Raw genomic sequence first — 22,027 nt, 5'->3', positions numbered from 1 at the left:
GATAATAAATGCAATTGCGTAAAACGCTCTTGGTGGGATTACTGTCTGTAACATTTTTGAGCGGATGCTCTTGGTTCAGCAGTGAAACTGACGTTGTAACCATGTCTCCGTTGCCAAAAGTTGAAAACCAATTCACACCAACTCAGGTCTGGAGCACATCGGTTGGTGACGGCATTGGTGAATATTATTCTCACCTGCGTCCTACTTGGCAGGATAACCGCATTTACGCCGCCGATCGTATGGGTGTGGTAAAAGCGATGGATGCGGAAAAAGGCGATGTGATCTGGTCTGTCAATTTGGCAGAGAAAGATGGCTGGTTCTCGCATAAAACAGCTCTGCTGTCCGGTGGCTTAGCGGTTTCGGGTGGCAAGGTTTATGTAGGGTCTGAGCGTGCAGTGGTATATGCATTGAACGCTGAAGACGGTACTGAAGCGTGGAAAACCACGGTTGCTGGCGAAGCGATTTCTCGTCCCGTAGTGAGTGATGGATTGGTATTAATTCATACCGCAAACGGTATGCTGCAGGCTTTAAATGAGGCTGATGGTGCAATCAAATGGACCGTTAACCTTGATATGCCTTCTCTGACATTGCGCGGCGAATCAGCGCCTGCGACTGCCTATGGTGCAGCAATTGTTGGCGGTGATAACGGACGCGTGAGTGCGGTGATGATGCAGCAGGGCCAAATGATTTGGCAGCAACGTGTTGCTCAGCCAATGGGCTCAACGGAGATTGACCGTCTGAACGACGTGGATACAACCCCTATCGTTGTTGATGGTGTTGTATACTCCCTCGGTTATAACGGTAACTTAGCGGCTTTGGATCTGCGTTCTGGTCAGATTCAATGGAAACGTGAAATGGGTTCAGTGAACGATTTCATCGTTGATGCAGGCCGTATTTACGTTGTTGACCAAGATGATCGAGTCGCGGCGTTAAGCGCTGACGGTGGTGTATCTCTGTGGAAACAAAGCGATCTGCTGCATCGTAACCTGACTGCTCCAGCGTTGTATAACGGTTATCTGGTTGTGGGTGATAGCGAAGGTTACCTGCATTGGTTGAATACTGATGACGGTCGTTTTGTTGCTCAACAGAAAGTAGACAGTTCGGGTCTTCTTAGCGCGCCGCTGGTAGCCAGCGATAAGCTGATTATTCAGGCTCGCGGCGGTAAAGTTTACGCATTTACCCGCTGATATATCCAATGATTTGGTGTATTAATGCCAAGTTAGACGGTTATAAAACAATTATTTAGGGCGGCAATATGGTCGTCTGGGAACGGCTCCTGATCACCTCAGGAGCCGTTTCGTCTTCTGAAAAGTCCTTGCGCGGGCGCGATCTTTCCCCGTGTATTTGGAATTAAATTAAGTAATAGAGGCTTCAACAATGATACCTGTCGTCGCGCTGGTCGGGCGCCCGAATGTGGGTAAATCCACTTTATTTAACCGCTTAACGCATACTCGTGATGCTCTGGTTGCGGATTTCCCTGGGTTGACCCGTGACCGTAAATACGGTCGTGCTGAAGTGAGTGGTCATGAATTCATTATCATTGATACCGGTGGTATTGATGGCACTGAAAACGGTGTTGAAACGCATATGGCTGAGCAATCGCTGATGGCGATTGAAGAGGCTGATATCGTGCTGTTTATGGTTGATGCTCGTGCTGGCTTAATGCCAGCGGATGAGGGCATTGCTCAGCATCTGCGTAGCCGTGAAAAAGCCACTTTCTTAGTCGCGAACAAAACGGATGGTATTGACCCTGATGTTGCTATCGGTGATTTTTACTCGCTTGGCTTTGGTGAGGTTTATCCCATCGCTGCTTCTCATGGCCGTGGTGTTGCTCAACTGATTGAAGAAGCACTGATTCCGTTTGTGGGTGTGCCAGAACCTGAGCGTGAGCTGACCGAAGAAGAGGCGAATGCCGCTTATTGGGCAGAGCAGGAAGCTGATGAAGCGGAAGAGTTGGCTGAAGAGGAAGAGGACGACTTTAATCCTCAGGATCTGCCGATTAAAATCGCTATCGTTGGTCGTCCTAACGTAGGTAAGTCCACACTTACAAACCGTATTTTGGGTGAAGACCGTGTCGTGGTCTACGACATGCCGGGCACGACGCGTGACAGCATTTACATCCCAATGGTTCGCGATGAGCGCGAATACGTGCTGATTGATACCGCTGGGGTTCGTAAGCGTGGGAAAGTGACTGATACCGTTGAGAAATTCTCCGTTATCAAAACGCTGCAGGCGATTGAAGATTCCAACGTTGCATTGTTGGTGATTGATGCACGTGAAGGTATTTCTGACCAAGATCTGTCGCTGTTGGGCTTTATCCTGAATAGTGGGCGCTCACTGGTGATTGTGGTGAATAAGTGGGATGGACTGTCTGAAGATGTCAAAACTCAGGTCAAAGAGATGCTGGATCTGCGTTTGGGCTTTGTTGATTTTGCCCGCATCCACTTTATTTCCGCTCTGCACGGTAGCGGCGTAGGTAATCTGTTTGAGTCTATTCAAGAAGCCTATGATTGTGCGACTCGCCGCGTGAGTACATCCTTACTTACTCGTATCATGAATATGGCGCAGGAAGATCATCAACCGCCGTTGGTACGTGGTCGTCGTGTAAAACTGAAATATGCGCATGCCGGTGGCTATAACCCGCCAATCGTGGTTATCCACGGTAATCAGGTAAAAGATCTGGCTGATTCTTACAAGCGTTATCTGATGAACTACTTCCGTCGCTCGCTGAAAGTGATGGGTACGCCAATCCGCATTCAGTTTAAAGAAGGCGACAACCCGTATGCGGGTAAACGCAATATGCTGAATCCAACTCAGCTACGTAAACGTAAGCGTCTGCTGGCTCATATCAAAAAGAGCAAATAGCGTTTACTGACAACGAAAAACCACAATGGGGTGCAGAATATGCATCCCATTTTTTTATGGTTTTCTCTATTTTTTACGGCGTTGCATATAGTCGTTGTATAAGCTTTGAGTGTATTCTCTTTGCTTGCAAAGTATTTTCGACATCAACAAGGATTTAAGTATGTCTTGGGAGACGTGGAGTTTTGCCTTCGGTGTCACAGTACCTAATCTGTTGATGTTACTACTGGGAGTGTTGTTACGCCGATTACGGCTGCTGGACGATGCGTTCTGCGATGGTGCGACTCGGCTCGTTTTTAATCTCTCTCTTCCTTGCCTGTTGTTTTTCAGCATTGCCACTAACCACTCTACGCTTGGCAACAACTTCGCCTTTGTCGTTTACGGCGGAGTCGCAACGATTATTAGTTTTCTACTGCTGGAGCTGGTGGCGCTTAAGTTGGTAAAAGAGCCACGTGAGCGTGGCATCTTTGTTCAGGGAGGATTTCGCGCCAATACGGCGATTGTTGGTTTAGCTTATTGCGCCAGCGCCTATGGTAGCGAAGGCGTTGCCATTGGGTCGATGTACATGGCCGTAACGGTGATCCTGTTTAACGTATTGTCGGTTGTGACTCTCACCCGCACATTGAGCGTGGATAGCCAGCAGAAAATCAGCTGGGGGAAAATACTGCGCGGGGTTATCACTAACCCATTGATTATTGGTATCGTGCTTGGTCTATGTTATTCCTTCACTCGGCTCCCGATGCCGGAGGTTTTATCATCAACTGGCAAATTTATCTCTGGCATGGCGTTGCCGCTTGCGCTGTTGTGTACCGGAGCAAGTATTGACTGGCACGCGATGTTTAGCTCATCAAACGTTGCGGGATATGCAAGTGCAGCAAAGCTGATCGCCGTCCCGGTATTCATGACCTTAGGAGGCTGGCTGCTTGGATTCCGGGGCGTTACACTTGGCGTGATGTTCTTATTTACGTCGACGCCAACGGCGGCTGCCAGCTATGTTATGACGCGGGCGATGGGAGGAAATGCCACGCTTGCGGCGAACATTATTGCGATTACCACCGTTGGGTCTTTTTTCACGACCGCGCTTGGGCTTTATTTCTTGCGTAATTGGGGTGTGATTTAGGAGGTTAAAATGGACGTGTTGTGTCCAAAGTGTCAGCAACAGATGCAGTGGATAAACGGTGATTATTATTGCCCAAACTGCCAGCAAGCATACCATCAACACGCGGATTGCCCTGAATGCGGGAAACCATTACAGGAATTGAAAGCCTGTGGCGCGGTGGACTATCTGTGCCAGCATGGGCATGGGATGATATCCAAGAAACGTGTGAAGTTTAGCTATAGCGAAAAATAGCGTTCGAGAGTGAATGCAAAGAGTGAATGCGACGACGGGCGCATCCTTGCGCCCTAGTGTTCAAGCAAACCGTGACGGGTATAAACGTTATCTCTTTATACAACAACGCCGTTGTACAAATTCCTCTAAGCGCGCCATCGCTTGTTCAATCAACGCCTTCGGCGTGCCAAAGTTAATGCGGATATAGTTCTCACCGTTTTGCACGTAGTGGGTGCCATCTTCAACAACAACACCGGTTTCATGCGCCAGCTGATGAGTAAAATCATAGGCACTCATACCCGTGGCGCTGACGTCTACCCATGCTAGATAGGAGGACTCTGTTCGCATCATTTTGAGCGTTGGTAGGCGCTCACTCATGAATTGATAAAGGTAGCGCTCGTTTTCTGCAAGATATTGGTTGAGCGCTTTCAACCATGGTAAGCCTCGGTTATAGGCATAAATTAACCCCCAGACGCCAAACATATTAGGGGAGGTAATTGAGTTTTTCTCTAGCCGCTGGCGAAAACGAGAGCGCAATGCCTCATTGGGTATAATGCTGTAAGAGGTCTTTAATCCGCCAAGGTTAAACGCTTTATTCGGTGACGTAAGTAATATGAGATTGTCTGGGGCGGCACAATCCTTGTTTAACGCATTGATAAAGTTGCCCTGTAAAATATGTTCTGCATGTACCTCATCGATAACGAGAATTACCCCGTATTTCTGACAAAGATCGGAAACTCGATGAATCTCTTCGGCACTCCAAATTCTCCCAGAGGGGTTGTGTGGTGAACAGAAGAGATAAAGTTTAGGCTGATTCTGTCTTATTTGGTCTTCAAGTAATTCGAAATTGAGCTGGTAGCGGTTATTTTTCACCGCCAGAGGGTTCGCAATAATACGTACCTTTTGACGTTCGGCGGCCTGTGCAAAAGGATCATACACCGGTGTATTCATAAGGATGCAATCACCTTCTGTGCAGAATGCCTGAATAGTGTAATGCAACGTTGAGACGGTGCCGTAGGTTAGCGTGATCCACTCGCGCTCGACGTGGGCATTGTGCTGCTTGGCCTGAAAGTCGATCACCGCTTGGTAAAATTCGTCGAAGCAATAGGTATAGCCAAAAGTGCCGTGTTCCACGATTTGGCGCAGGCCCTCAATCACCTCGGGTGGAGATTTAAAGTCCATATCGGCAATCCACATGGGAATAAAGTCTCTCGGTACGGCACCAAAGCGTGAGCAAACATAGTCGTAATCCCACTTACGGCATTTATCGACGCGGCGATCGATGATCTCATCAAAATTATACATGCTGGCTCCTTGGCCTAAATTAATGCTTCAATGCCGGTTTTTACACTTTGAACTTGTGGGCCAATGATGACCTGTAAACTGTGATTATCAAGAACGACCACGGCAAGAGCACCCGCTTTCTTTAATATTTCTTTATTAATAAGCGCCATATCTTTAACGACTAAGCGTAAGCGGGTGATACAGTTGTCTAGTGAGTCGATATTTTCTTTTCCTCCCAAAGCAGAAAGAATGAGTTCTGGATCGTACTGAGCGCCTTTTTTATTTCCGCTGGGTTTCTCCGCTTTTACGTTTTCAGTAATATCGTCATCCTCTCGTCCTGGTGTTTTAATATCATGTTTGAGAATATACCAGCGGAATACAAAGAAGTAGATAGCAAACCAAATAATGCCAACGGGGATAACTAAATACCATTTGGTTGCAGTGCCTTGCATTATGCCAAATATTAATAAATCTAATATTCCACCGTCGGTATTTCCGATTGTCACACCGAGTAATGCCATCACCATTAGAGCAAGACCGGACATAATGACATGGAAAACATATAAGAAAGGCGCGATGAATAAAAAGAGAAACTCAATAGGCTCGGATATACCGGTCACCACGGAAACTAAAACGCCTGAAAGCAGTAGTCCTTTTATGATAGGGCGGTTTTCAGGTTTAGCTGTTCGGTAAATAGCATAAGCGACAGCAGGCAAGCCAAAGATGAAGGTAGGCATGAAGCCTTGTGATAAGAATGCGGTAACGTGAGGGCTAAAAGGTAGACCTGCTTTTAGCTCAGCATAGAAAATGTTTAGCGCTCCTGATATTTCCTGCCCGCCAACAAATTCAGTCCCGCCAGCAGGAGTGAAGCGAACCATCGCCAGTAAAATATGGTGCAAGCCAAACGGTTTAAGTAATAGAACCCCAACGCCGTATAAGAATGGCCCAAACACGCTGGTGCTCTGGATTAATCGTCCAATTGCGGTAATACCTATCGCCACATATTCCCATAAGAATGGAATGATTAATCCAACGATGGATAGCGTTAGGGCGGTAATGATAGGGACAAAACGGATCCCACTAAAGAAGGCAAAAGCGTCATGGAGCCGAGTATCTTGGAAACGTTCATGTAGGAAATAGGTAATTACACCCACGACGATCCCACCTAAAACCCCCATCTCTAGCGATTGAATTCCTAATACCATCGCTTGACCCGCTTGTTTCATATTGGACGCGTCGGCGAGTTGATGGCTACTGAGAAGATAATAATTAATCGATAGATTCATTATCATATAGCCGACAAAACCCGCGAATGCACCGATGGCTTTATTCCGTTTTGCCAGTCCTAGTGGAATTGCCATAGCGAACATAATAGGTAAATAAGTAAAGGCAAATCCGCCAACGGTAGCAACAAAACCAAATGTTAATTGCACTAATTCATTTCCCAGAAAAGGGAAACTTTTTATAGTGGAGGGACTGGTAATAGAGCTACCAACACCTAATAACAACCCCATAAATGCGAGTAAAGATACGGGGAACATAAACGTCTTTCCCAGACTTTGAAAAAATTCCCATAACCTTGACTTGAATGATTTTGTGTCCGACATGTGGGCACTCCCAATAAGCTGATAACTATAATAAACCGTCATCATCCCAAATGAATGACGATAATTTTTTATCTGTGAGCTAAGGGGATTTTTAATAAATGAGATGATTCCCCAATGACCTAAATAGGTCGTTAGGAATTAAAGCAAAGCGATTGTGGATAGAATGCACGGAGGATCACAGTTTTATTTTGCTCGGGTTTTAGGCTATTTTGCTTTCGTTTCATAACCAACCAAAAGCAAAGCGAAAAATTAACAAGTAATTTTTATCTATAAAGTAAGGAATCATGCAGAAGATAACGAAAGTGGGGATAATTAGGATTCAGGCCACGGCTTTTATTATGCAAAGTGACCTGTCTCACAGAACTCACTATTCGCGTTTAAGCGTCGCGTTTGGACACGCGTTTTTTGGGGTGCGGTGTGATCGCGGTAACCGTGCTTTCAATCCATCCATCTTGCAGTCGCGTTTTCAGTAATTCGCCGTTATTCACCTGCTTAACACTTTTCAATACGTTACCGTTTGGTGACTGAGTCACGCTGAATCCACGAGACAGCGTCGCGAGTGGGCTCACTCCTTCCAATTGTGAGCAAAGTGCGCCAAAACGTTCACGGCTGCTACTAAGCTGGCGCTGGATGAGCAGTTCCATACGATTGTGAATTTGCGCTAATCGTTGCTGATTACGCTGGATCCGTGCCGATGGTTGTTGTTGGTTGAGGCGTTGACTCAGACGCTCCTGCTGGCGTTCTGCGAGACGTAGGCGAGTTTGCACAGCCTCATCCAACCGACGGCGTAACTTTAAAAGTAACGTGTTCTGACGCGCCAGACGGAGCTGTGGATGCTGTTGCTGTAAACGATGGTTGAGCCGTGTAAAACGTTGCTGGTGGCGAGCAAGATAATAATCCATCGCCATTTCCATGCGCTGTTGCTGTGAGAGCATTTGGCGCATAAGTTCTGTTTGATTACGGCTAACCAATTCAGCTGCCGCAGAGGGCGTTGGCGCTCGTAAATCACCGACAAAATCGGCAATGGTGACATCGGTTTCATGGCCGACTGCGCTCACGATGGGAATTTGGCTGGCAAAAATAGCCTTGGCCACGCGTTCATCGTTGAAACTCCACAGATCTTCTAGCGATCCACCGCCGCGACCGACAATCAATACGTCGCACTCTTTCCGCTGATTGGCTAACTCGATGGCGCGCACAATCTGCATCGGCGCATCGACGCCCTGGACTGCGGTTGGATAGATAATGACGGGCAAAGAAGGATCGCGGCGCTGCAAAACGTTCAGAATGTCATGCAGCGCAGCACCGCTTGAAGAGGTCACAACCCCAACGCAACGCGCGGGCGAGGGCAACGGTTTTTTGTGCGCGGGATCGAACAGGCCTTCTTCCTGCAAACGCTGCTTGAGTTGTTCAAACTGCTGTTGCAGTAAGCCATCCCCAGCGGGCTGCATACTTTCGGCAATCAGTTGGTAATCACCACGCGGTTCGTACAGCGTGATGGTTGCACGCATCAATATCTGCTGACCGTTTTGCGGACGAAACGCCACCCGACGGTTGCTGTTGCGGAACATTGCGCAGCGCACCTGAGCACGATCGTCTTTTAACGTGAAGTACCAGTGGCCGGAAGAGGGCTGAGATAAATTAGAGATTTCACCTGATAGCCAGATCTGCCCCATTTCCATTTCTAACAGCTGACGGACGGTTTGGTTCAACCGACTAACGGTAAAAATTGGTGGGGAAGATGGTAGTGACATGTGACGTAGATCAAACTCTAAATCAAGGTGTTAATTAGTCGATACTACATGCTTGAATGACCTTCGCAAGACTTTTTTGTAAAAAGTACTGGAGGCAACCGTTTTCGGCCTGTATAATGCCGCGGCAATATTAAATCTATTTGATTTACCACTCTGGTGAGATATTGCCCATGCTACGTATCGTTAAAGAAGCCCTGACGTTTGACGACGTCCTCTTAGTTCCAGCCCACTCTACCGTTCTGCCAAACACTGCCGATCTTAGCACTCAGCTGACTTCATCTATTCGAATGAACATCCCCATGCTGTCTGCGGCAATGGATACCGTTACTGAAGCCCGTCTAGCGATTGCGCTGGCGCAGGAAGGCGGTATTGGCTTCATCCACAAAAACATGTCTATCGAGCGTCAGGCTGATGAAGTCCGCCGCGTGAAAAAACATGAAAGTGGTGTGGTGAAAGATCCTCAGACTGTTACCCCAACGACGACTCTGCGCGAAGTTAAAGAGCTGACCGAACGCAATGGTTTTGCGGGTTATCCTGTTGTGACCGATGAACTGGAACTGGTGGGGATCATTACTGGCCGTGATGTGCGTTTTGTCACCGATCTGGAACAGCCAGTGACTGCAGTAATGACGCCTAAAGAGCGTCTGGTAACGGTAAAAGAAGGTGAAGCACGCGAAGTAGTTCTGCAACGTATGCATGAAAAGCGCGTTGAGAAAGCGCTGGTCGTGGATGAAAACTTCCACCTGTGCGGCATGATCACCGTTAAAGACTTCCAAAAAGCTGAGCGTAAGCCAAACGCATGTAAAGACGAGCATGGTCGTCTGCGCGTGGGTGCTGCGGTTGGCGCAGGTGCTGGCAATGAAGAACGCATCGCTGCGTTGGTTGAAGCCGGCGTCGATGTTCTGTTGATTGACTCCTCTCACGGTCATTCCGAAGGCGTGTTACAGCGTATTCGTGAAACTCGCGCTAAATTCCCCGATCTGCAAATCATTGGCGGTAACGTAGCAACGGCAGCCGGTGCGAGAGCATTGGCGGAAGCCGGTGTGAATGCGGTGAAAGTGGGCATTGGTCCTGGCTCTATCTGTACGACGCGTATCGTAACCGGTGTTGGGGTTCCACAGATCACTGCGGTTTCTGATGCCGTTGAAGCCCTTGAGGGCACCGGTATTCCGGTTATCGCAGACGGTGGTATCCGCTTCTCTGGCGATATTGCTAAAGCTTTGGCAGCAGGCGCAAGCTGCGTCATGGTCGGTGGTATGCTGGCAGGGACTGAAGAATCTCCGGGTGAAATCGAGCTGTATCAGGGCCGTTCATTCAAATCTTACCGTGGTATGGGTTCACTGGGCGCAATGTCTAAAGGTTCTTCTGACCGTTATTTCCAGAGCGATAATGCCGCGGATAAACTGGTTCCAGAAGGTATCGAAGGCCGCGTTGCATACAAAGGCCATCTGAAAGCGATCATTCACCAGCAAATGGGCGGTCTGCGCTCATGTATGGGGCTGACTGGTTGCGCGACGATTGATGAACTGCGTACTAAAGCAGAATTCGTTCGCATTAGCGGTGCAGGTATTCAGGAAAGCCACGTTCACGATGTGACCATCACCAAAGAGTCACCGAACTACCGTATGGGATCGTAATTCTGAATGTCGAGGCGGGAACGTATTGCAGGTTCTCGCCGTTCGGTATTTAGTCACCTATTTTCGTTTTTTGGCTATTTATTTTTCTAAACAAGGCCTTACATGACTCAAAATATTCATAAGCATCGCATTCTGATTCTGGATTTCGGCTCCCAGTACACCCAGCTTCTGGCGCGTCGTGTTCGCGAAATCGGCGTATATTGCGAACTGTGGGCGTGGGACGTCACCGAAGAGCAGATCCGCGAATTTAATCCAAGCGGTATTATTCTGTCCGGTGGTCCAGAAAGCACCACTGAGAACAATAGCCCACGAGCGCCAGAATATGTGTTTACTGCTGGTGTGCCTGTGTTTGGCGTGTGCTACGGCATGCAGACCATGGCGATGCAGCTGGGTGGCCATGTAGAAAGCTCTAACGAACGTGAATTTGGCTATGCGCAGGTAGAAGTTACCGCACACAGCAAAATGTTTGATGATATCAAAGACTCCCTGACCAAAGACGGCACGCCAGTGCTGGATGTCTGGATGAGCCACGGCGATAAAGTGACCGCTATCCCTTCTGATTTTGTCACCGTCGCCAGCACCGAAACCTGTCCTTATGCCATCATGGCAAACGATGAAAAACGTTTCTACGGCGTACAGTTCCACCCTGAAGTGACTCATACCCATCAAGGGCAGCGCATGCTTGAGCGTTTCATTCTGGATATCTGCGGTTGCGAAGCGCTGTGGACGCCAGCGACGATCATTGAGGATGCGGTCGTGCGACTGCGTGAGCAGGTCGGTGAAGACGAAGTGATCTTAGGCTTGTCCGGCGGCGTTGACTCCTCTGTGACAGCTTTGCTGCTGCATCGTGCTATCGGCAAGCGTCTGACCTGTGTCTTCGTTGACAACGGACTGCTGCGCCTGAATGAAGGCGAGCAGGTAATGGATATGTTCGGCGATAAATTCGGCCTGAATATTATCCATGTTAAAGCCGAAGACCGCTTCTTGAATGCGCTGGCTGGCATCAACGATCCAGAAGCCAAGCGTAAAACTATCGGCCGCGTATTCGTTGAAGTGTTCGACGAAGAAGCGTGCAAGCAGCCTAACGTTAAGTGGTTGGCACAGGGCACCATCTATCCTGATGTGATTGAGTCCGCAGCGTCAGCAACCGGTAAAGCTCACGTGATCAAGTCTCACCACAACGTTGGTGGTTTGCCGAAAGAGATGAAGCTGGGTCTGGTTGAGCCGCTAAAAGAGCTGTTCAAAGACGAAGTGCGTAAGATCGGCCTAGAACTGGGTCTGCCATACGACATGCTGTACCGCCATCCGTTCCCAGGTCCAGGCTTGGGCGTGCGTGTACTGGGTGAGGTCAAGAAAGAGTACTGTGACCTGCTGCGTCGTGCGGATGCGATCTTCATTGAAGAACTGCATAAGGCTGATCTGTATAACAAAGTGAGCCAGGCATTTACCGTATTCCTGCCGGTTCGCTCTGTTGGCGTAATGGGCGATGGCCGTAAATATGATTGGGTCGTTTCTCTGCGTGCGGTAGAAACCATCGACTTCATGACCGCGCATTGGGCGCACCTGCCATATGACTTCTTGGGGCGTGTATCCAACCGCATCATCAACGAAGTGAACGGCATTTCCCGCGTAGTGTACGATATCTCCGGTAAACCACCGGCTACGATTGAGTGGGAATAGTGCTCGGCCACGAGTAACGATGTGAGTCGGTAGCAAACATCTTAAGCCCTCTGAGAGATCAGAGGGCTTTCTTGTTTCTACCGGCGATATCGAAGGCTGAACATCGGATTTTTTGATACCAGTTTGGCACCACTTTGGTGAAAAATAGCGTCGTTATTCTCTCGCTATTTTCGTGTGATTCGTGAACTTCGTGAGAGCGGTGGGCTCTAACCAAAATCACTTCTGGACAACGTGAATCATGGGATAGAGTGCCCGATGGCGTTGTTGATACAGTTTTTTAGGTGCCAACAAAATATCTTCAGGGAACATGAATGCCACATTTTGATTTGTCCTCAAATGGAAACCCGTTTCGCACACTATCGTTAGCGGCACTTATTGCGGCAGCGCTGGTTTTTCCGCAGAGTAGTTTTGCTTGTGGGCCAGACTTTCCCAACCGTTTACTGCTCAATCGTAACGATACTCTTCTGTCGATGCCGGAAGGCAATTTTGTATTTGAAGCTAGCCGACTCGTGCCTGTAGACAAGCAATTACCACTTTGGAAAGCACCTGTATCGTCAACACTCGGCACGTCATCGAAACCTGTTCCGTTGTCGCCAGAACAACGAATCATTGCTGATATGCGACAAACTCACAGCGTTGAGGCTGCTTCGGCAATCGATGCGAAGAGCCTATCGAACGCAGCACGCCTGTATACGCTGGGTGCCGTGGCTTTTGGAGAAAAAGATCCTCGTGCATCGGAATATTTTCAGCAGGTTCTGGCTCTCCCCGTTGCTGATCAGGGAAAATGGGGACTACGGGCGCAATATTCACTGGGGCGCGTGCAGATGAACGATTATGGTACGCCGGAAGACGTATCTGGATTGAACACGCCACCAGCGTCGCACCCCAAAAAAGAGCAGCTTGAGCAAGCTCTGGCTTCCTTCCAGCAAGTGATTGATAACGTAAAAAGCGGGGCTGTTGATCCAGAACAACTGGCGCTGAGTAGCCTAGGGCAGCAGGCGCGTATTCATTTATGGCTTGGAGACATAATCCCTGCAACAAAGTTATATGCACAGCAAGCGGCTCAGGGCGATACCGATGGCGGGCTTTCACTGATGTATATCTCCGGCTATCTGATTAGACCAGAAAATAGGAATGTGCTTAAGCAGGCCATTAGCGATCCATTGGTGCAGCAGTTGGTGACTATCGAACTGTTTGCTCGTAGCAGTAATTTGCAGATGGGGAACACCAAGCCAGAACAGACTATTGCTCCGATCCTCGCGTTACTGATGGATTCAGTGAAAAGTGGCTTCCGCGGTAGCGATCGTTTAGCTGCGTTAGCTTATCGTTCCGGACAATATACGATGGCTGCCAGCCTGCTGAAGAACGCTGGCGACGGGGGATTAGCGTGGTGGCTACGTGCCAAGATGGCTCTACGTGATGGTGATGTGAAGTCTGCCACCGAGGCCTATGCCAAGGCGGCTTCCGCATTCCCTTCGGATGAAAGCTGGGGGCTACAGCGTAATGATGATTATGCGCCAGAAATGATCACTCCAGTTTGCCGAGTTTCTGGTGAGCAGTCCATTCTGGCACTGAATCGTGGCGATTATCTGCAAGCCATGGCTTTTATGTATCAAGGTAAAGAAAACTATTGGGCGGATGTGGCTGATATCGCTGAACGAGTGCTAACCATTGATGAATTGAAACGCTTTGTTGATGAACACATACCTGCACCTAGCACACCATTGAAGCCCATTAATCCGGATGGGTACAGCGATCACCAGATCACGCAGGATGAAAAACTGCGTGACTTGCTAGCACGAAGAATGATGCGGGCTGGGCGCTATCAGGAAGCGGTGAACTACTTTGCGTTCCCAGCTTATCGTCAGTTTGCGCAGGAATTTGTTGATAGTATAAATGCTGCCAAAAATAAAACGTCTGACAAGAGAGCCAAGGCCAAAGCCTATTATCACGCCGCCACATTACTGCGAAAGCAGGGGTTGGAGTTTATGGGCTATGAAATGACGCCGGACTACGCTATTTATGGCGCTGGTATTTCTTATCTGGGGGATGCATTCGATACTCGTGATTTACAGCATAAAAGCTGGATCAACGTGGCTGAGGCAAGTCGGGCAGTGAAATCATTGCCAGAGGCGGACAATCACTTCTTGCATTACCGCTGGCGAGCGGTGGACTTGGCTCAGAAAGCAGCCAATTTATTGCCACCGAAAAGTCAGGCTTATGCTGCCGTATTATGTAATGCCACAAGCTGGGTGATTGCATACGATACGAAGACGAGCCGAGCATTGTACCAACGCTATATCAAGAATGGCTCGTATTATGACTGGGCCGCCAAGTTTGGCGAGAATTGTCCTGAACCGCAGTTTTAAGCGTAGTGCCGCGATCGAGAATGAATCCAGTGTTTGAAAACTTCGAGGAGGAGGGGGGCAGGTAAAACGTTCCTGATATCCTCTTAACGCGCGACTTTGAAGCGTTCACGCTGCATATTTAAGTAGCCGCATTGTGCGGCTACTTAATGGATAAAGATTACTTCATCTTCACAAAACAGCGGCGCGCGGCGTCGATGGTCTTTTGGATATCTTCCTGAGAATGCGCCAGTGACATAAAGCCCGCTTCAAACGCTGACGGCGCGAAGTACACGCCTTCTTCCAGCATCAGATGGAAGAACTGCTTAAAGCGGTCTACGTCGCAGCGAGTGACGTCGGCATAGCAGGTTACGGTTTCTTGATCGGTAAAGAAAATCCCGAACATGCCGCCCACGTGGTTAACCACTAATGGAATGCCTTCTTTTTGCGCGGCGTTTAACAGGCCGGAAGCCAGATTGTCGGTCAGCTCAGTCAGCTGTGGATAGATCCCCGGCTGAGAAATCTCATTCAGACAGGCAAATCCAGCCGCCATCGCGACCGGGTTACCTGATAGCGTCCCCGCCTGATAAACCGGGCCCGTTGGTGCCAGAGCTTCCATGACATCGCGACGACCACCAAATGCGCCCACTGGCATACCACCACCGATGATTTTCCCTAAGCAGGTGAGATCTGGTGTTACACCGTAATAATCCTGAGCTCCCGCTAGTGCCACGCGGAAACCGGTCATGACTTCGTCAATGATCAATAAGGCGCCATATTGGTCACACAGCTCACGCAGACCTGGAAGGAATTCAGGCAGAGGTGGAATGCAGTTCATGTTGCCGGCGACGGGCTCAACGATAATACAGGCGATGTCGTTAGGATATTGCTTGAACGCCTGCATGACAGACTCTACGTCGTTATAGGTGCAGGTCAGCGTATGTTTAGCAAAGTCAGCGGGAACGCCTGGAGAGTTTGGCTGGCCTAGCGTCAGTGCGCCGGAGCCCGCTTTAACCAACAGGTGATCTGCGTGGCCGTGGTAGCAGCCTTCAAATTTGATAATTTTGTCGCGACCGGTAAAACCACGCGCCAAACGAATGGCGCTCATGGTGGCTTCGGTCCCTGAGTTCACCATGCGAACCATGTCCATACTTGGCACCAAGTCGGTAACCAATTGGGCCATTTTCACTTCCATTTCCGTCGGCGCGCCGAAGCTCAAACCACGGCCTACGGCTTCCAGAACGGCTTCGCGGATCGCTGGGTGGTTGTGGCCGAGAACCATTGGCCCCCATGAGCCAACGTAGTCGATATAGGCTTTACCATCGGCATCGTACAGGTAAGCGCCATCTGCGCGCTCGATAAACAAAGGCACGCCACCAACGCCGGTGAAGGCGCGAACGGGGGAGTTTACGCCACCCGGAATTAGCTCTTTTGCCTGAGCGTACAGACTTTCAGACTTACTCATAAATCGGCTCCTGACCTGTGCTGAATGTAAAAAGTCGCGTCTATTCTAAAGAAGTCGCCGCAGAGATGAAATGAAGAAAAGCTCAAGCTAAGGGATTGAACAGAATTCAAACGTTCTTATCTCATCCATCATACTATCCTTAGGGAGTATTCAACTTTCCTCATAAGAGGACTTTGTCGCATTTGACATGTAGAATAGCGCCTCTTTTATTTGTATTACTTATCAACCACAGCTTTAGTTGACTGATTATGACACAGAAAGAACAACACACTTCTCTGCCGTCTGCCACGCGTTTGCGCCGTAGTGACGTTATGTTGCAAATTTTACGTCGCGATAAAACTCCCGTGGCAATCTTGTTTATGGCGGCGGTTGTCGGGACGCTGGCGGGGCTTATTGGCGTGGCATTTGAAAAATGCGTCGATTGGGTGCAGCAACAGCGTTTAGGTGGATTGGCGCATGTGGCCGATTACTGGATTATCGTTTGGCCGATGGCGTTTATCGGCTCTGCGCTGTTAGCCATGTTTGGCTACTATTTGGTGCGCCGCTTTGCTCCTGAAGCCGGAGGCTCCGGTATTCCTGAAATTGAGGGCGCATTGGAGAATTTACGCCCCGTACGCTGGTGGCGAGTGATCCCCGTGAAGTTCTTCGGCGGGATGGGAACACTAGGTGCGGGCATGGTGCTCGGGCGCGAAGGCCCCACTGTGCAGATGGGCGGCAACCTCGGTCAGATGGTGTTCGATCTCTTTCGCGCTCGTAGTACGGAGGCGCGTCACAGTTTGTTAGCAACCGGTGCCGCTGCGGGTTTAACTGCCGCGTTTAACGCGCCGTTGGCGGGCATTTTATTCGTTATTGAAGAGATGCGTCCGCAGTTCCGCTATAGCCTGATTTCTATCAAAGCGGTATTTATCGGCGTGATTATGTCCTGTGTCGTTTTTCGCTATTTCAACGGCGAACGCACAGTGATTGAGGTGGGTAAACTCGGCAGTGTGGGTATCAACACCCTATGGCTGTATCTGATTTTGGGAATGGTATTTGGCGTCGTTGGCGTGCTGTTTAACCGTGGTGTTTTTCGCGCTCAGGATATGTTCATGCGCATGCACGGCGGAGATTGGCGCAAACTGGTGCTTATCGGCGGTGTGCTTGGCGGGCTATGCGGAGTGTTAGGGCTAATTCAACAAGAAGCTGCTGGTGGGGGCTTTAACCTGATTCCTATTGCGGCGGCGGGGAACTACACCGTCGGCATGCTGCTGTTTATCTTTATCGCGCGCGTAGTGACTACGCTGCTGTGTTTTGGCTCCGGTGCGCCTGGCGGCATCTTTGCACCGATGCTGGCGCTGGGGACTTTATTGGGGACCGCATTTGGAATGGCAAGTGCGCATCTTTTCCCACAATACGGCATAGAGGCGGGGGCTTTTGCCATTGCTGGGATGGGGGCATTGTTTGCTGCTACGGTCAGGGCTCCACTCACCGGCATTGTGCTGGTGTTAGAAATGACGGATAACTATCAGCTCATTTTACCGATGATCATTACTTGTCTTGGCGCTACACTATTGGCCCAGTTTTTAGGTGGCAAACCGCTATATTCTTGCATCTTAGAAAGAACGCTTAAGCGTCAGGAACAGGCACAAGAGCAGGCGGCCCAACAAGAAGCGGAAAAGACGTCGTTACCGACGAGCAATACTTGAACGAATTAGTCAGGTATTAGATAATGACCGCATAAATCAGCATGGCTTTTTAGCGCTACCTGTATTTTGACATCGCCATGCTGTGTAGAAACATTCTGTGAAAAGCAGAGTTTTGGGAGTGAGAAATGAGTGAAGATATGGCTCTGCCGTTGCAGTTCACTGAAGCTGCAGCTAATAAAGTAAAAGTCCTGATCGCAGACGAAGAAAACCCGGATCTGAAACTGCGAGTCTACATCACTGGCGGCGGCTGTAGCGGCTTCCAGTACGGCTTCACCTTTGATGATAAGGTGAACGAAGGCGATATGACCATTGAGAAACAGGGCGTTATGCTGGTGGTAGATCCAATGAGCCTGCAATATCTGGTGGGCGGGTCTGTTGACTACACCGAAGGCCTAGAAGGTTCTCGTTTTATCGTCACCAACCCGAATGCAAAAACCACCTGCGGTTGTGGATCGTCCTTTAGTATTTAATCTTTGAGTCCCCCTCGCCAATGACTCTCTTTGTAAGGGCATCGGGAGGGGGACCTATCAAAACTACCCCATCTCTTTTTCCACGTTTACCATCCACGGTATCCCGAACCGATCGGTTAACATTCCAAACCCTAATGCCCAGAATGTCTCCTGAAAGGGCATTGTCACGTTCGCCCCCACAGATAACCTTTCAAACCATGTTTTACCCTGCGCTAAATCGTTGGAATGCAGGCTGACAGAAAAGCCGCCGTGCTTTTTTTCCTCGGCGCACATGTTGCCGTCGCTCAGCATCAAGAGGCCATCGCCGATCTTGAGTGACGCATGCATGATTTTATCGGCGGGAAATGGAGGTGTGGTTGCACATTGGGAATCATCGACCGGCGCTTCGCCAAACCGTATTTTGTGCAAAACTTCAGCACCAAGCGCCTGAGTGTAGAACGTTAGCGCTTGTTCTGCGTTGCCGTCGAAGAACAGATAAGTACTCAATTGCATAACAGTATTCCTCGGTATGTGATTGGATTACCGAGAATTCATGATCCGACGCTTCGTGCCTGAGAGTCGGGCTCTGCTATTAGAAGAGTTATATGCTGATAGTAATCCGCACAAGGAAGTTTAGCTGATGATGGTGTTGGTTGCTGCTGCGATCGTCGTGAGTTTGATGTCTTCTTAATTATAGGTGTTTCATTTTTAAAGTGCTGGTCTAGTTAACGCCATCACAATTGCTGTTTTTCCTATGCTGGGGTTACCGATTATTGTTCCGGGTATTCTCGCAAGTTTTACCTGTGGTGGTACGGCGGCCATTTTTGGCAATGCGACGGGGGGACTTCGTGGGGCCATCATTGCCAGCTTCGTTAATGGCCTATTGTTGTGCTTTTTACCGGCATTAGTGCTGCCACTTTTCAGCTACTTAGGTGCTACAGGCGTGACCTGTTGGCCCGATGCACAATCATCCGCATGAACAGACCACATACGTAAAGTCTGGTGTTTTCGATTTTACGGTTGGCGATGAAACTCATCGCGTATCTGCTGGCGATACGCTGTACAAAAAGCCTAACGTCATGCATGGCTGTATATGCGTTGAAGCGGGGACTTTGATTGATGTCTTTACGCCACAAAGGGACGATTTTATTTCATAAGTCATGGCGTGAGCACAGCGTCATATGAGCTCAAACAAACCTCATCCAACGTTGTTGGATGAGGTTTGTGTTTCATGAACTTAGGCTAAGGTATTACTTTTTTAGTGCAAAACTGAACGTCTTCGATTGGCACGGGGCAAAGTTGCCCATGTCTCCCGGTTGATATTGAGTTTCTTCCCGTAGAATTTCATCCATTCCCGCTTCGCTCCAATGGATTGTCTGTGGATGAATGCTGACTTCTCCCATAGCCGGTGCCTGTTCACTTGGGTTATAGCAACGAATAATCAGCTCATCGCGATCTTCTGCTTTTTTCAATGCGCTGAGCATCACACCGATGCGTGGCATTTCCAGTAGGCTGTAGTGATGCGGTATCTGATGAGGCGCAAGGTTTAGCTTCATCGCGTTGTACGGCATTTTGTTATAACAACGTATTGGCGTGAGATAGTCGCGGGCGAACTGCGGAACTCCAGCCTCTAATGCTGTCCCAGTAAAACCGAACAGGGCGAACTGAAAATGATGTTTTCCCTTCATCTGTGAATCTGGCGTGGGGAGTTTTATACCCGATGGGCGGCCAGGCCTTAGCAACAGCTCTTCTTTGCCTAACACCCCGACGGAACGGAACAGCGTGAGAGCGAAAGTATCATGTTGTTCACCGACAATTTCGAATTCACGTAACCCTTGGGTGAACAGAGCCATACCCGCTTTATTACCTTGCAGAGCGGCGAAATTAAGCATTTGCCAGACAGGGATGGGTGCCTCTTTCCAGTCCTCCTGCTCCCAGTGCTGCATCGCAGGATCGCGGGTAGGGCGAGTCATGGTGCCAAATGGATTATCCGCCAGTACGTTTTGGCTTGGGAATGGCGTTGGGATAAGCACCCGCAGGCGATGATCTTCGGCGAGGTTTTCTAAGGTGATATCGATGTCGATGCGGCGACTGTTTTTTGCCAATGTGACGCATAGCGTCACAGGCATAGACAGGCTAGCGCAATGAGTTGCACGTTCTGCAAGCGAAGCAGGAACTGGCTGTGCGAACTGAATAACGGCGATGCTTTGCAATGGCTGATGAATAAATTCTGTCTGCGCTTGTGCTTGCTCAGAGGTCATTAACCATTCTTCACGCGGAGGTGAATAGTCATATTCATCGCCATCATCGCCGCCGTTTTCTAACAACAGCGCTTGCTCATAGTGTATGTCGGCCTGTTTATCGAAAATATTAAGCGAGCCGTTCGTATTCACGGTTATCCGATAAAACGCATTCTCCAGTGCCTGGTCATGATTGTCCTCGTTGGACAGGAGCTGCGTATCAGCCTGAGTTATCCGCAGCGTGGTATATCCCATGGCGGGTAGGCGGCGCTCTAACTGAATATCAAACTCCATGAAGGGATCGTAGTTACCGTAATGAACAATTTGCCGATCGACTAAGCCTGGATCAATTTCTCGTGAGGCGCGAATGAAATAGGGGACTTCTTTTCCTTCGTTATCCGTGAGACGAAATGCGTTGGCGCGAATGCGGATAGTGGTGTTAATTACCTCGTCGCGCGCATACGGCGAAAAATTGAAAAGGGTGAGAGAGTCACTGATTTCGTGCTGGTTGTGTAAATTGTCAGCGATTTTGCGCAGAGTAAACTGAATGAGGCTTTCGGCCATATCATCGGCTAGAATGAAACGTGACATCACTTCTTGGTGTACTTTGTCACTGCAGCAGCAGCTAATACTATCGTGAGCATGGTTTTTAAGGATCTCTTTCCACATTTTTTCGAACAAACCGTGGTGATAATCAAAACCTAGGCTCCAAGCGATAGCACACAGCGGCTCAAGGATATTCACGATCTTATTTTCAATCGCGGCATGCGCCTGTTTGATATCCATGCGGGTGGATGAAATAGTGCGGTGCACACGCATGTATTTGCCGTCGTTGAATTCGCCGCGCAGGACAGGAAGTTGATCGTGAATGGCCTCAATCCGATCAAAAACCTCTTCGAAGCGGCTGAGAATAAACTCACGATCGGGATAGATCTCACGCAGCTTATCCATGACAGCAAAAATATTTTGCTGGAGCGGCATTTGATCGTGGCCGTTAGGGAGCAATATATCTTTGGTGATAGATGCCTGTTCTAGAACAGGAAAATACTTATCTAGTCGGTCGCGAAGGCCAGCTTCATCTGACGGTAAATATTTACCGATGGCATAACCTAGCGGCAAAACCTGCGTGGTGACTTCGCTGCCGTCATTGCTCTGCCAAAGGAACTCGGTTTTATCGGTACCGTGACGCTCGGAGCATCCGCGCCAGAACATAGCGCGTGTGATGCCAAAACCATTAAAGATATGGGGGAGCTGTGAGGACATACTGAATGAATCCGGTAAATAACCGATTTTCATTGGCTCGCCTAAACTCAGACAATCGCGCATACCATACATCAGATTACGTACGATCGATTCAGCACTCACCATCATCGTATCCGTCTGGGTGTACCAAGGGCCAACAATCAGTTTTCCTGCCTGAACTAAGGCTTTCACTCGTTCGCGATTATGTGGACAGACTGAAAAATAGTCTTCCAAAATCGCAGTTTGGCCGTCGAGAACGTAAAATTTATAGTCAGCATCTTGCTCTAAGCGCTGCAATATTTCTTCCATGTTGTTCACCAGCAAAACACGAGACTCTTCAGTGGTGAAATACCATTCGCGATCCCAATGCATATGCGGAGTGATGTGTACGCGAGAAGTGGTTTTGGTCGTGGAATTTGTCATCAGATATTATCCAGTTCAGTCTCA

The 22,027-nt window shown here is 49.0% G+C and carries 16 protein-coding genes and 1 pseudogene; 11 read left to right on the top strand and 6 right to left on the bottom strand.

Annotated elements, in window-relative coordinates; translation table 11 throughout:
• The first annotated feature begins 8 nt into the window (after window positions 1-8).
• The 4 genes from bamB (at window position 9) to M988_RS15660 (ending at window position 4,213) form a co-directional block, all read left to right on the top strand.
• Window positions 9-1,187 carry an outer membrane protein assembly factor BamB gene (gene bamB, locus M988_RS15675; protein WP_008812505.1) on the top strand — a complete coding sequence of 393 codons (1,179 nt, stop codon included), beginning with the start codon at window positions 9-11 and terminating at the stop codon, window positions 1,185-1,187.
• Window positions 1,188-1,377: 190 nt separating this feature from the next.
• Window positions 1,378-2,865 (top strand): ribosome biogenesis GTPase Der, encoded by a 1,488-nt coding sequence (gene der, locus M988_RS15670; protein ID WP_004847438.1) that lies wholly within the window; start codon window positions 1,378-1,380, stop codon window positions 2,863-2,865.
• A gap of 160 nt (window positions 2,866-3,025) precedes the next feature.
• Window positions 3,026-3,982 carry an AEC family transporter gene (locus M988_RS15665; protein WP_008812506.1) on the top strand — a complete coding sequence of 319 codons (957 nt, stop codon included), beginning with the start codon at window positions 3,026-3,028 and terminating at the stop codon, window positions 3,980-3,982.
• Between the two features lie 9 nt (window positions 3,983-3,991).
• Entirely contained in the window at window positions 3,992-4,213 is a 222-nt protein-coding gene (locus tag M988_RS15660) for a zinc ribbon domain-containing protein (RefSeq protein WP_020303909.1), read from the top strand.
• A gap of 87 nt (window positions 4,214-4,300) precedes the next feature.
• Here M988_RS15660 and M988_RS15655 read toward each other — a convergent pair whose 3' ends face one another.
• From M988_RS15655 to xseA, 3 genes are all read right to left on the bottom strand, one after another.
• Entirely contained in the window at window positions 4,301-5,497 is a 1,197-nt protein-coding gene (locus tag M988_RS15655) for a MalY/PatB family protein (protein ID WP_039185870.1), read from the bottom strand.
• 14 nt (window positions 5,498-5,511) lie between these two features.
• The gene (gene malX / locus M988_RS15650; RefSeq protein WP_020303908.1) at window positions 5,512-7,083 is read right to left on the bottom strand and encodes a maltose/glucose-specific PTS transporter subunit IIBC; all 1,572 of its coding nucleotides are present in this window, start codon (window positions 7,081-7,083) and stop codon (window positions 5,512-5,514) included.
• 377 nt (window positions 7,084-7,460) lie between these two features.
• On the bottom strand, window positions 7,461-8,837 hold the full coding sequence (gene xseA, locus M988_RS15645) for an exodeoxyribonuclease VII large subunit (protein WP_064574921.1): 1,377 nt from the start codon (window positions 8,835-8,837) through the stop codon (window positions 7,461-7,463).
• Between the two features lie 170 nt (window positions 8,838-9,007).
• On the opposite strand from xseA, the gene guaB reads away from it, so the two are divergent.
• The 3 genes from guaB to M988_RS15630 all read left to right on the top strand — a co-directional run bounded on the left by guaB (window position 9,008) and on the right by M988_RS15630 (window position 14,523).
• Window positions 9,008-10,474: an IMP dehydrogenase gene (gene guaB / locus M988_RS15640; RefSeq protein WP_008812510.1), complete on the top strand. Its 1,467-nt coding sequence runs from the start codon at window positions 9,008-9,010 to the stop codon at window positions 10,472-10,474.
• 102 nt (window positions 10,475-10,576) lie between these two features.
• A complete protein-coding gene (guaA, locus tag M988_RS15635) occupies window positions 10,577-12,154 on the top strand; it encodes a glutamine-hydrolyzing GMP synthase (RefSeq protein ID WP_004847419.1) in 1,578 nt (525 codons plus the stop codon).
• 311 nt (window positions 12,155-12,465) lie between these two features.
• Window positions 12,466-14,523 carry a hypothetical protein gene (locus M988_RS15630; protein ID WP_064574920.1) on the top strand — a complete coding sequence of 686 codons (2,058 nt, stop codon included), beginning with the start codon at window positions 12,466-12,468 and terminating at the stop codon, window positions 14,521-14,523.
• A 157-nt stretch (window positions 14,524-14,680) separates the two neighbouring features.
• On the opposite strand, the gene hemL is transcribed toward M988_RS15630, so the two are convergent.
• Window positions 14,681-15,964 (bottom strand): glutamate-1-semialdehyde 2,1-aminomutase, encoded by a 1,284-nt coding sequence (gene hemL, locus M988_RS15625; protein ID WP_004847413.1) that lies wholly within the window; start codon window positions 15,962-15,964, stop codon window positions 14,681-14,683.
• 248 nt (window positions 15,965-16,212) lie between these two features.
• Here hemL and clcA point away from each other — a divergent pair, with 248 nt between their 5' ends.
• Together clcA and erpA are read left to right on the top strand one after the other, a co-directional pair.
• Window positions 16,213-17,649, top strand: a complete 1,437-nt coding sequence (gene clcA / locus M988_RS15620; protein WP_008812512.1) for a H(+)/Cl(-) exchange transporter ClcA — start codon at window positions 16,213-16,215, stop codon at window positions 17,647-17,649.
• Between the two features lie 125 nt (window positions 17,650-17,774).
• Window positions 17,775-18,119, top strand: a complete 345-nt coding sequence (gene erpA, locus M988_RS15615; RefSeq protein ID WP_004847400.1) for an iron-sulfur cluster insertion protein ErpA — start codon at window positions 17,775-17,777, stop codon at window positions 18,117-18,119.
• 63 nt (window positions 18,120-18,182) lie between these two features.
• Here the strand turns inward: erpA and yjdN are convergent, their stop codons facing one another.
• The gene (gene yjdN, locus M988_RS15610) at window positions 18,183-18,611 is read right to left on the bottom strand and encodes a VOC family metalloprotein YjdN (RefSeq protein WP_008812513.1); all 429 of its coding nucleotides are present in this window, start codon (window positions 18,609-18,611) and stop codon (window positions 18,183-18,185) included.
• A gap of 241 nt (window positions 18,612-18,852) precedes the next feature.
• Between yjdN and M988_RS15605 the strand changes: the two genes are divergently transcribed.
• Both M988_RS15605 and M988_RS22485 read left to right on the top strand, forming a co-directional pair.
• Window positions 18,853-19,077, top strand: a complete 225-nt coding sequence (locus M988_RS15605; RefSeq protein ID WP_064574918.1) for a PTS transporter subunit IIC — start codon at window positions 18,853-18,855, stop codon at window positions 19,075-19,077.
• Window positions 19,049-19,255 (top strand): annotated as a pseudogene (locus tag M988_RS22485) (cupin domain-containing protein); the annotation flags it as partial. The gene M988_RS15605 and the pseudogene M988_RS22485, both read left to right, overlap by 29 nt.
• A 93-nt stretch (window positions 19,256-19,348) precedes the next feature.
• Here M988_RS22485 and mngB read toward each other — a convergent pair.
• Window positions 19,349-22,003 carry a mannosylglycerate hydrolase gene (gene mngB, locus M988_RS15600; RefSeq protein WP_064574916.1) on the bottom strand — a complete coding sequence of 885 codons (2,655 nt, stop codon included), beginning with the start codon at window positions 22,001-22,003 and terminating at the stop codon, window positions 19,349-19,351.
• Between the last annotated feature and the right edge of the window lie 24 nt (window positions 22,004-22,027).

Origin of the sequence: Hafnia paralvei ATCC 29927, assembly GCF_001655005.1 — a bacterium.
Lineage (GTDB): Bacteria > Pseudomonadota > Gammaproteobacteria > Enterobacterales > Enterobacteriaceae > Hafnia > Hafnia paralvei.
The sequence above is the reverse complement of the archived record's forward strand: the minus strand, read 5'-3'. Positions and strand labels throughout refer to the sequence as shown.

Coding starts and splice junctions, on each gene's coding strand:
- mngB (WP_064574916.1), bottom strand. CDS start 22,003: ATGACAAATTCCACGACCAAAACCACTTCTCGCGTACACATCACTCCG.
- der (WP_004847438.1), top strand. CDS start 1,378: ATGATACCTGTCGTCGCGCTGGTCGGGCGCCCGAATGTGGGTAAATCC.
- hemL (WP_004847413.1), bottom strand. CDS start 15,964: ATGAGTAAGTCTGAAAGTCTGTACGCTCAGGCAAAAGAGCTAATTCCG.
- M988_RS15665 (WP_008812506.1), top strand. CDS start 3,026: ATGTCTTGGGAGACGTGGAGTTTTGCCTTCGGTGTCACAGTACCTAAT.
- M988_RS15630 (WP_064574920.1), top strand. CDS start 12,466: ATGCCACATTTTGATTTGTCCTCAAATGGAAACCCGTTTCGCACACTA.
- guaB (WP_008812510.1), top strand. CDS start 9,008: ATGCTACGTATCGTTAAAGAAGCCCTGACGTTTGACGACGTCCTCTTA.
- M988_RS15660 (WP_020303909.1), top strand. CDS start 3,992: ATGGACGTGTTGTGTCCAAAGTGTCAGCAACAGATGCAGTGGATAAAC.
- bamB (WP_008812505.1), top strand. CDS start 9: ATGCAATTGCGTAAAACGCTCTTGGTGGGATTACTGTCTGTAACATTT.
- guaA (WP_004847419.1), top strand. CDS start 10,577: ATGACTCAAAATATTCATAAGCATCGCATTCTGATTCTGGATTTCGGC.
- yjdN (WP_008812513.1), bottom strand. CDS start 18,611: ATGCAATTGAGTACTTATCTGTTCTTCGACGGCAACGCAGAACAAGCG.
- M988_RS15605 (WP_064574918.1), top strand. CDS start 18,853: ATGCTGGGGTTACCGATTATTGTTCCGGGTATTCTCGCAAGTTTTACC.
- M988_RS15655 (WP_039185870.1), bottom strand. CDS start 5,497: ATGTATAATTTTGATGAGATCATCGATCGCCGCGTCGATAAATGCCGT.
- xseA (WP_064574921.1), bottom strand. CDS start 8,837: ATGTCACTACCATCTTCCCCACCAATTTTTACCGTTAGTCGGTTGAAC.
- erpA (WP_004847400.1), top strand. CDS start 17,775: ATGAGTGAAGATATGGCTCTGCCGTTGCAGTTCACTGAAGCTGCAGCT.
- clcA (WP_008812512.1), top strand. CDS start 16,213: ATGACACAGAAAGAACAACACACTTCTCTGCCGTCTGCCACGCGTTTG.
- malX (WP_020303908.1), bottom strand. CDS start 7,083: ATGTCGGACACAAAATCATTCAAGTCAAGGTTATGGGAATTTTTTCAA.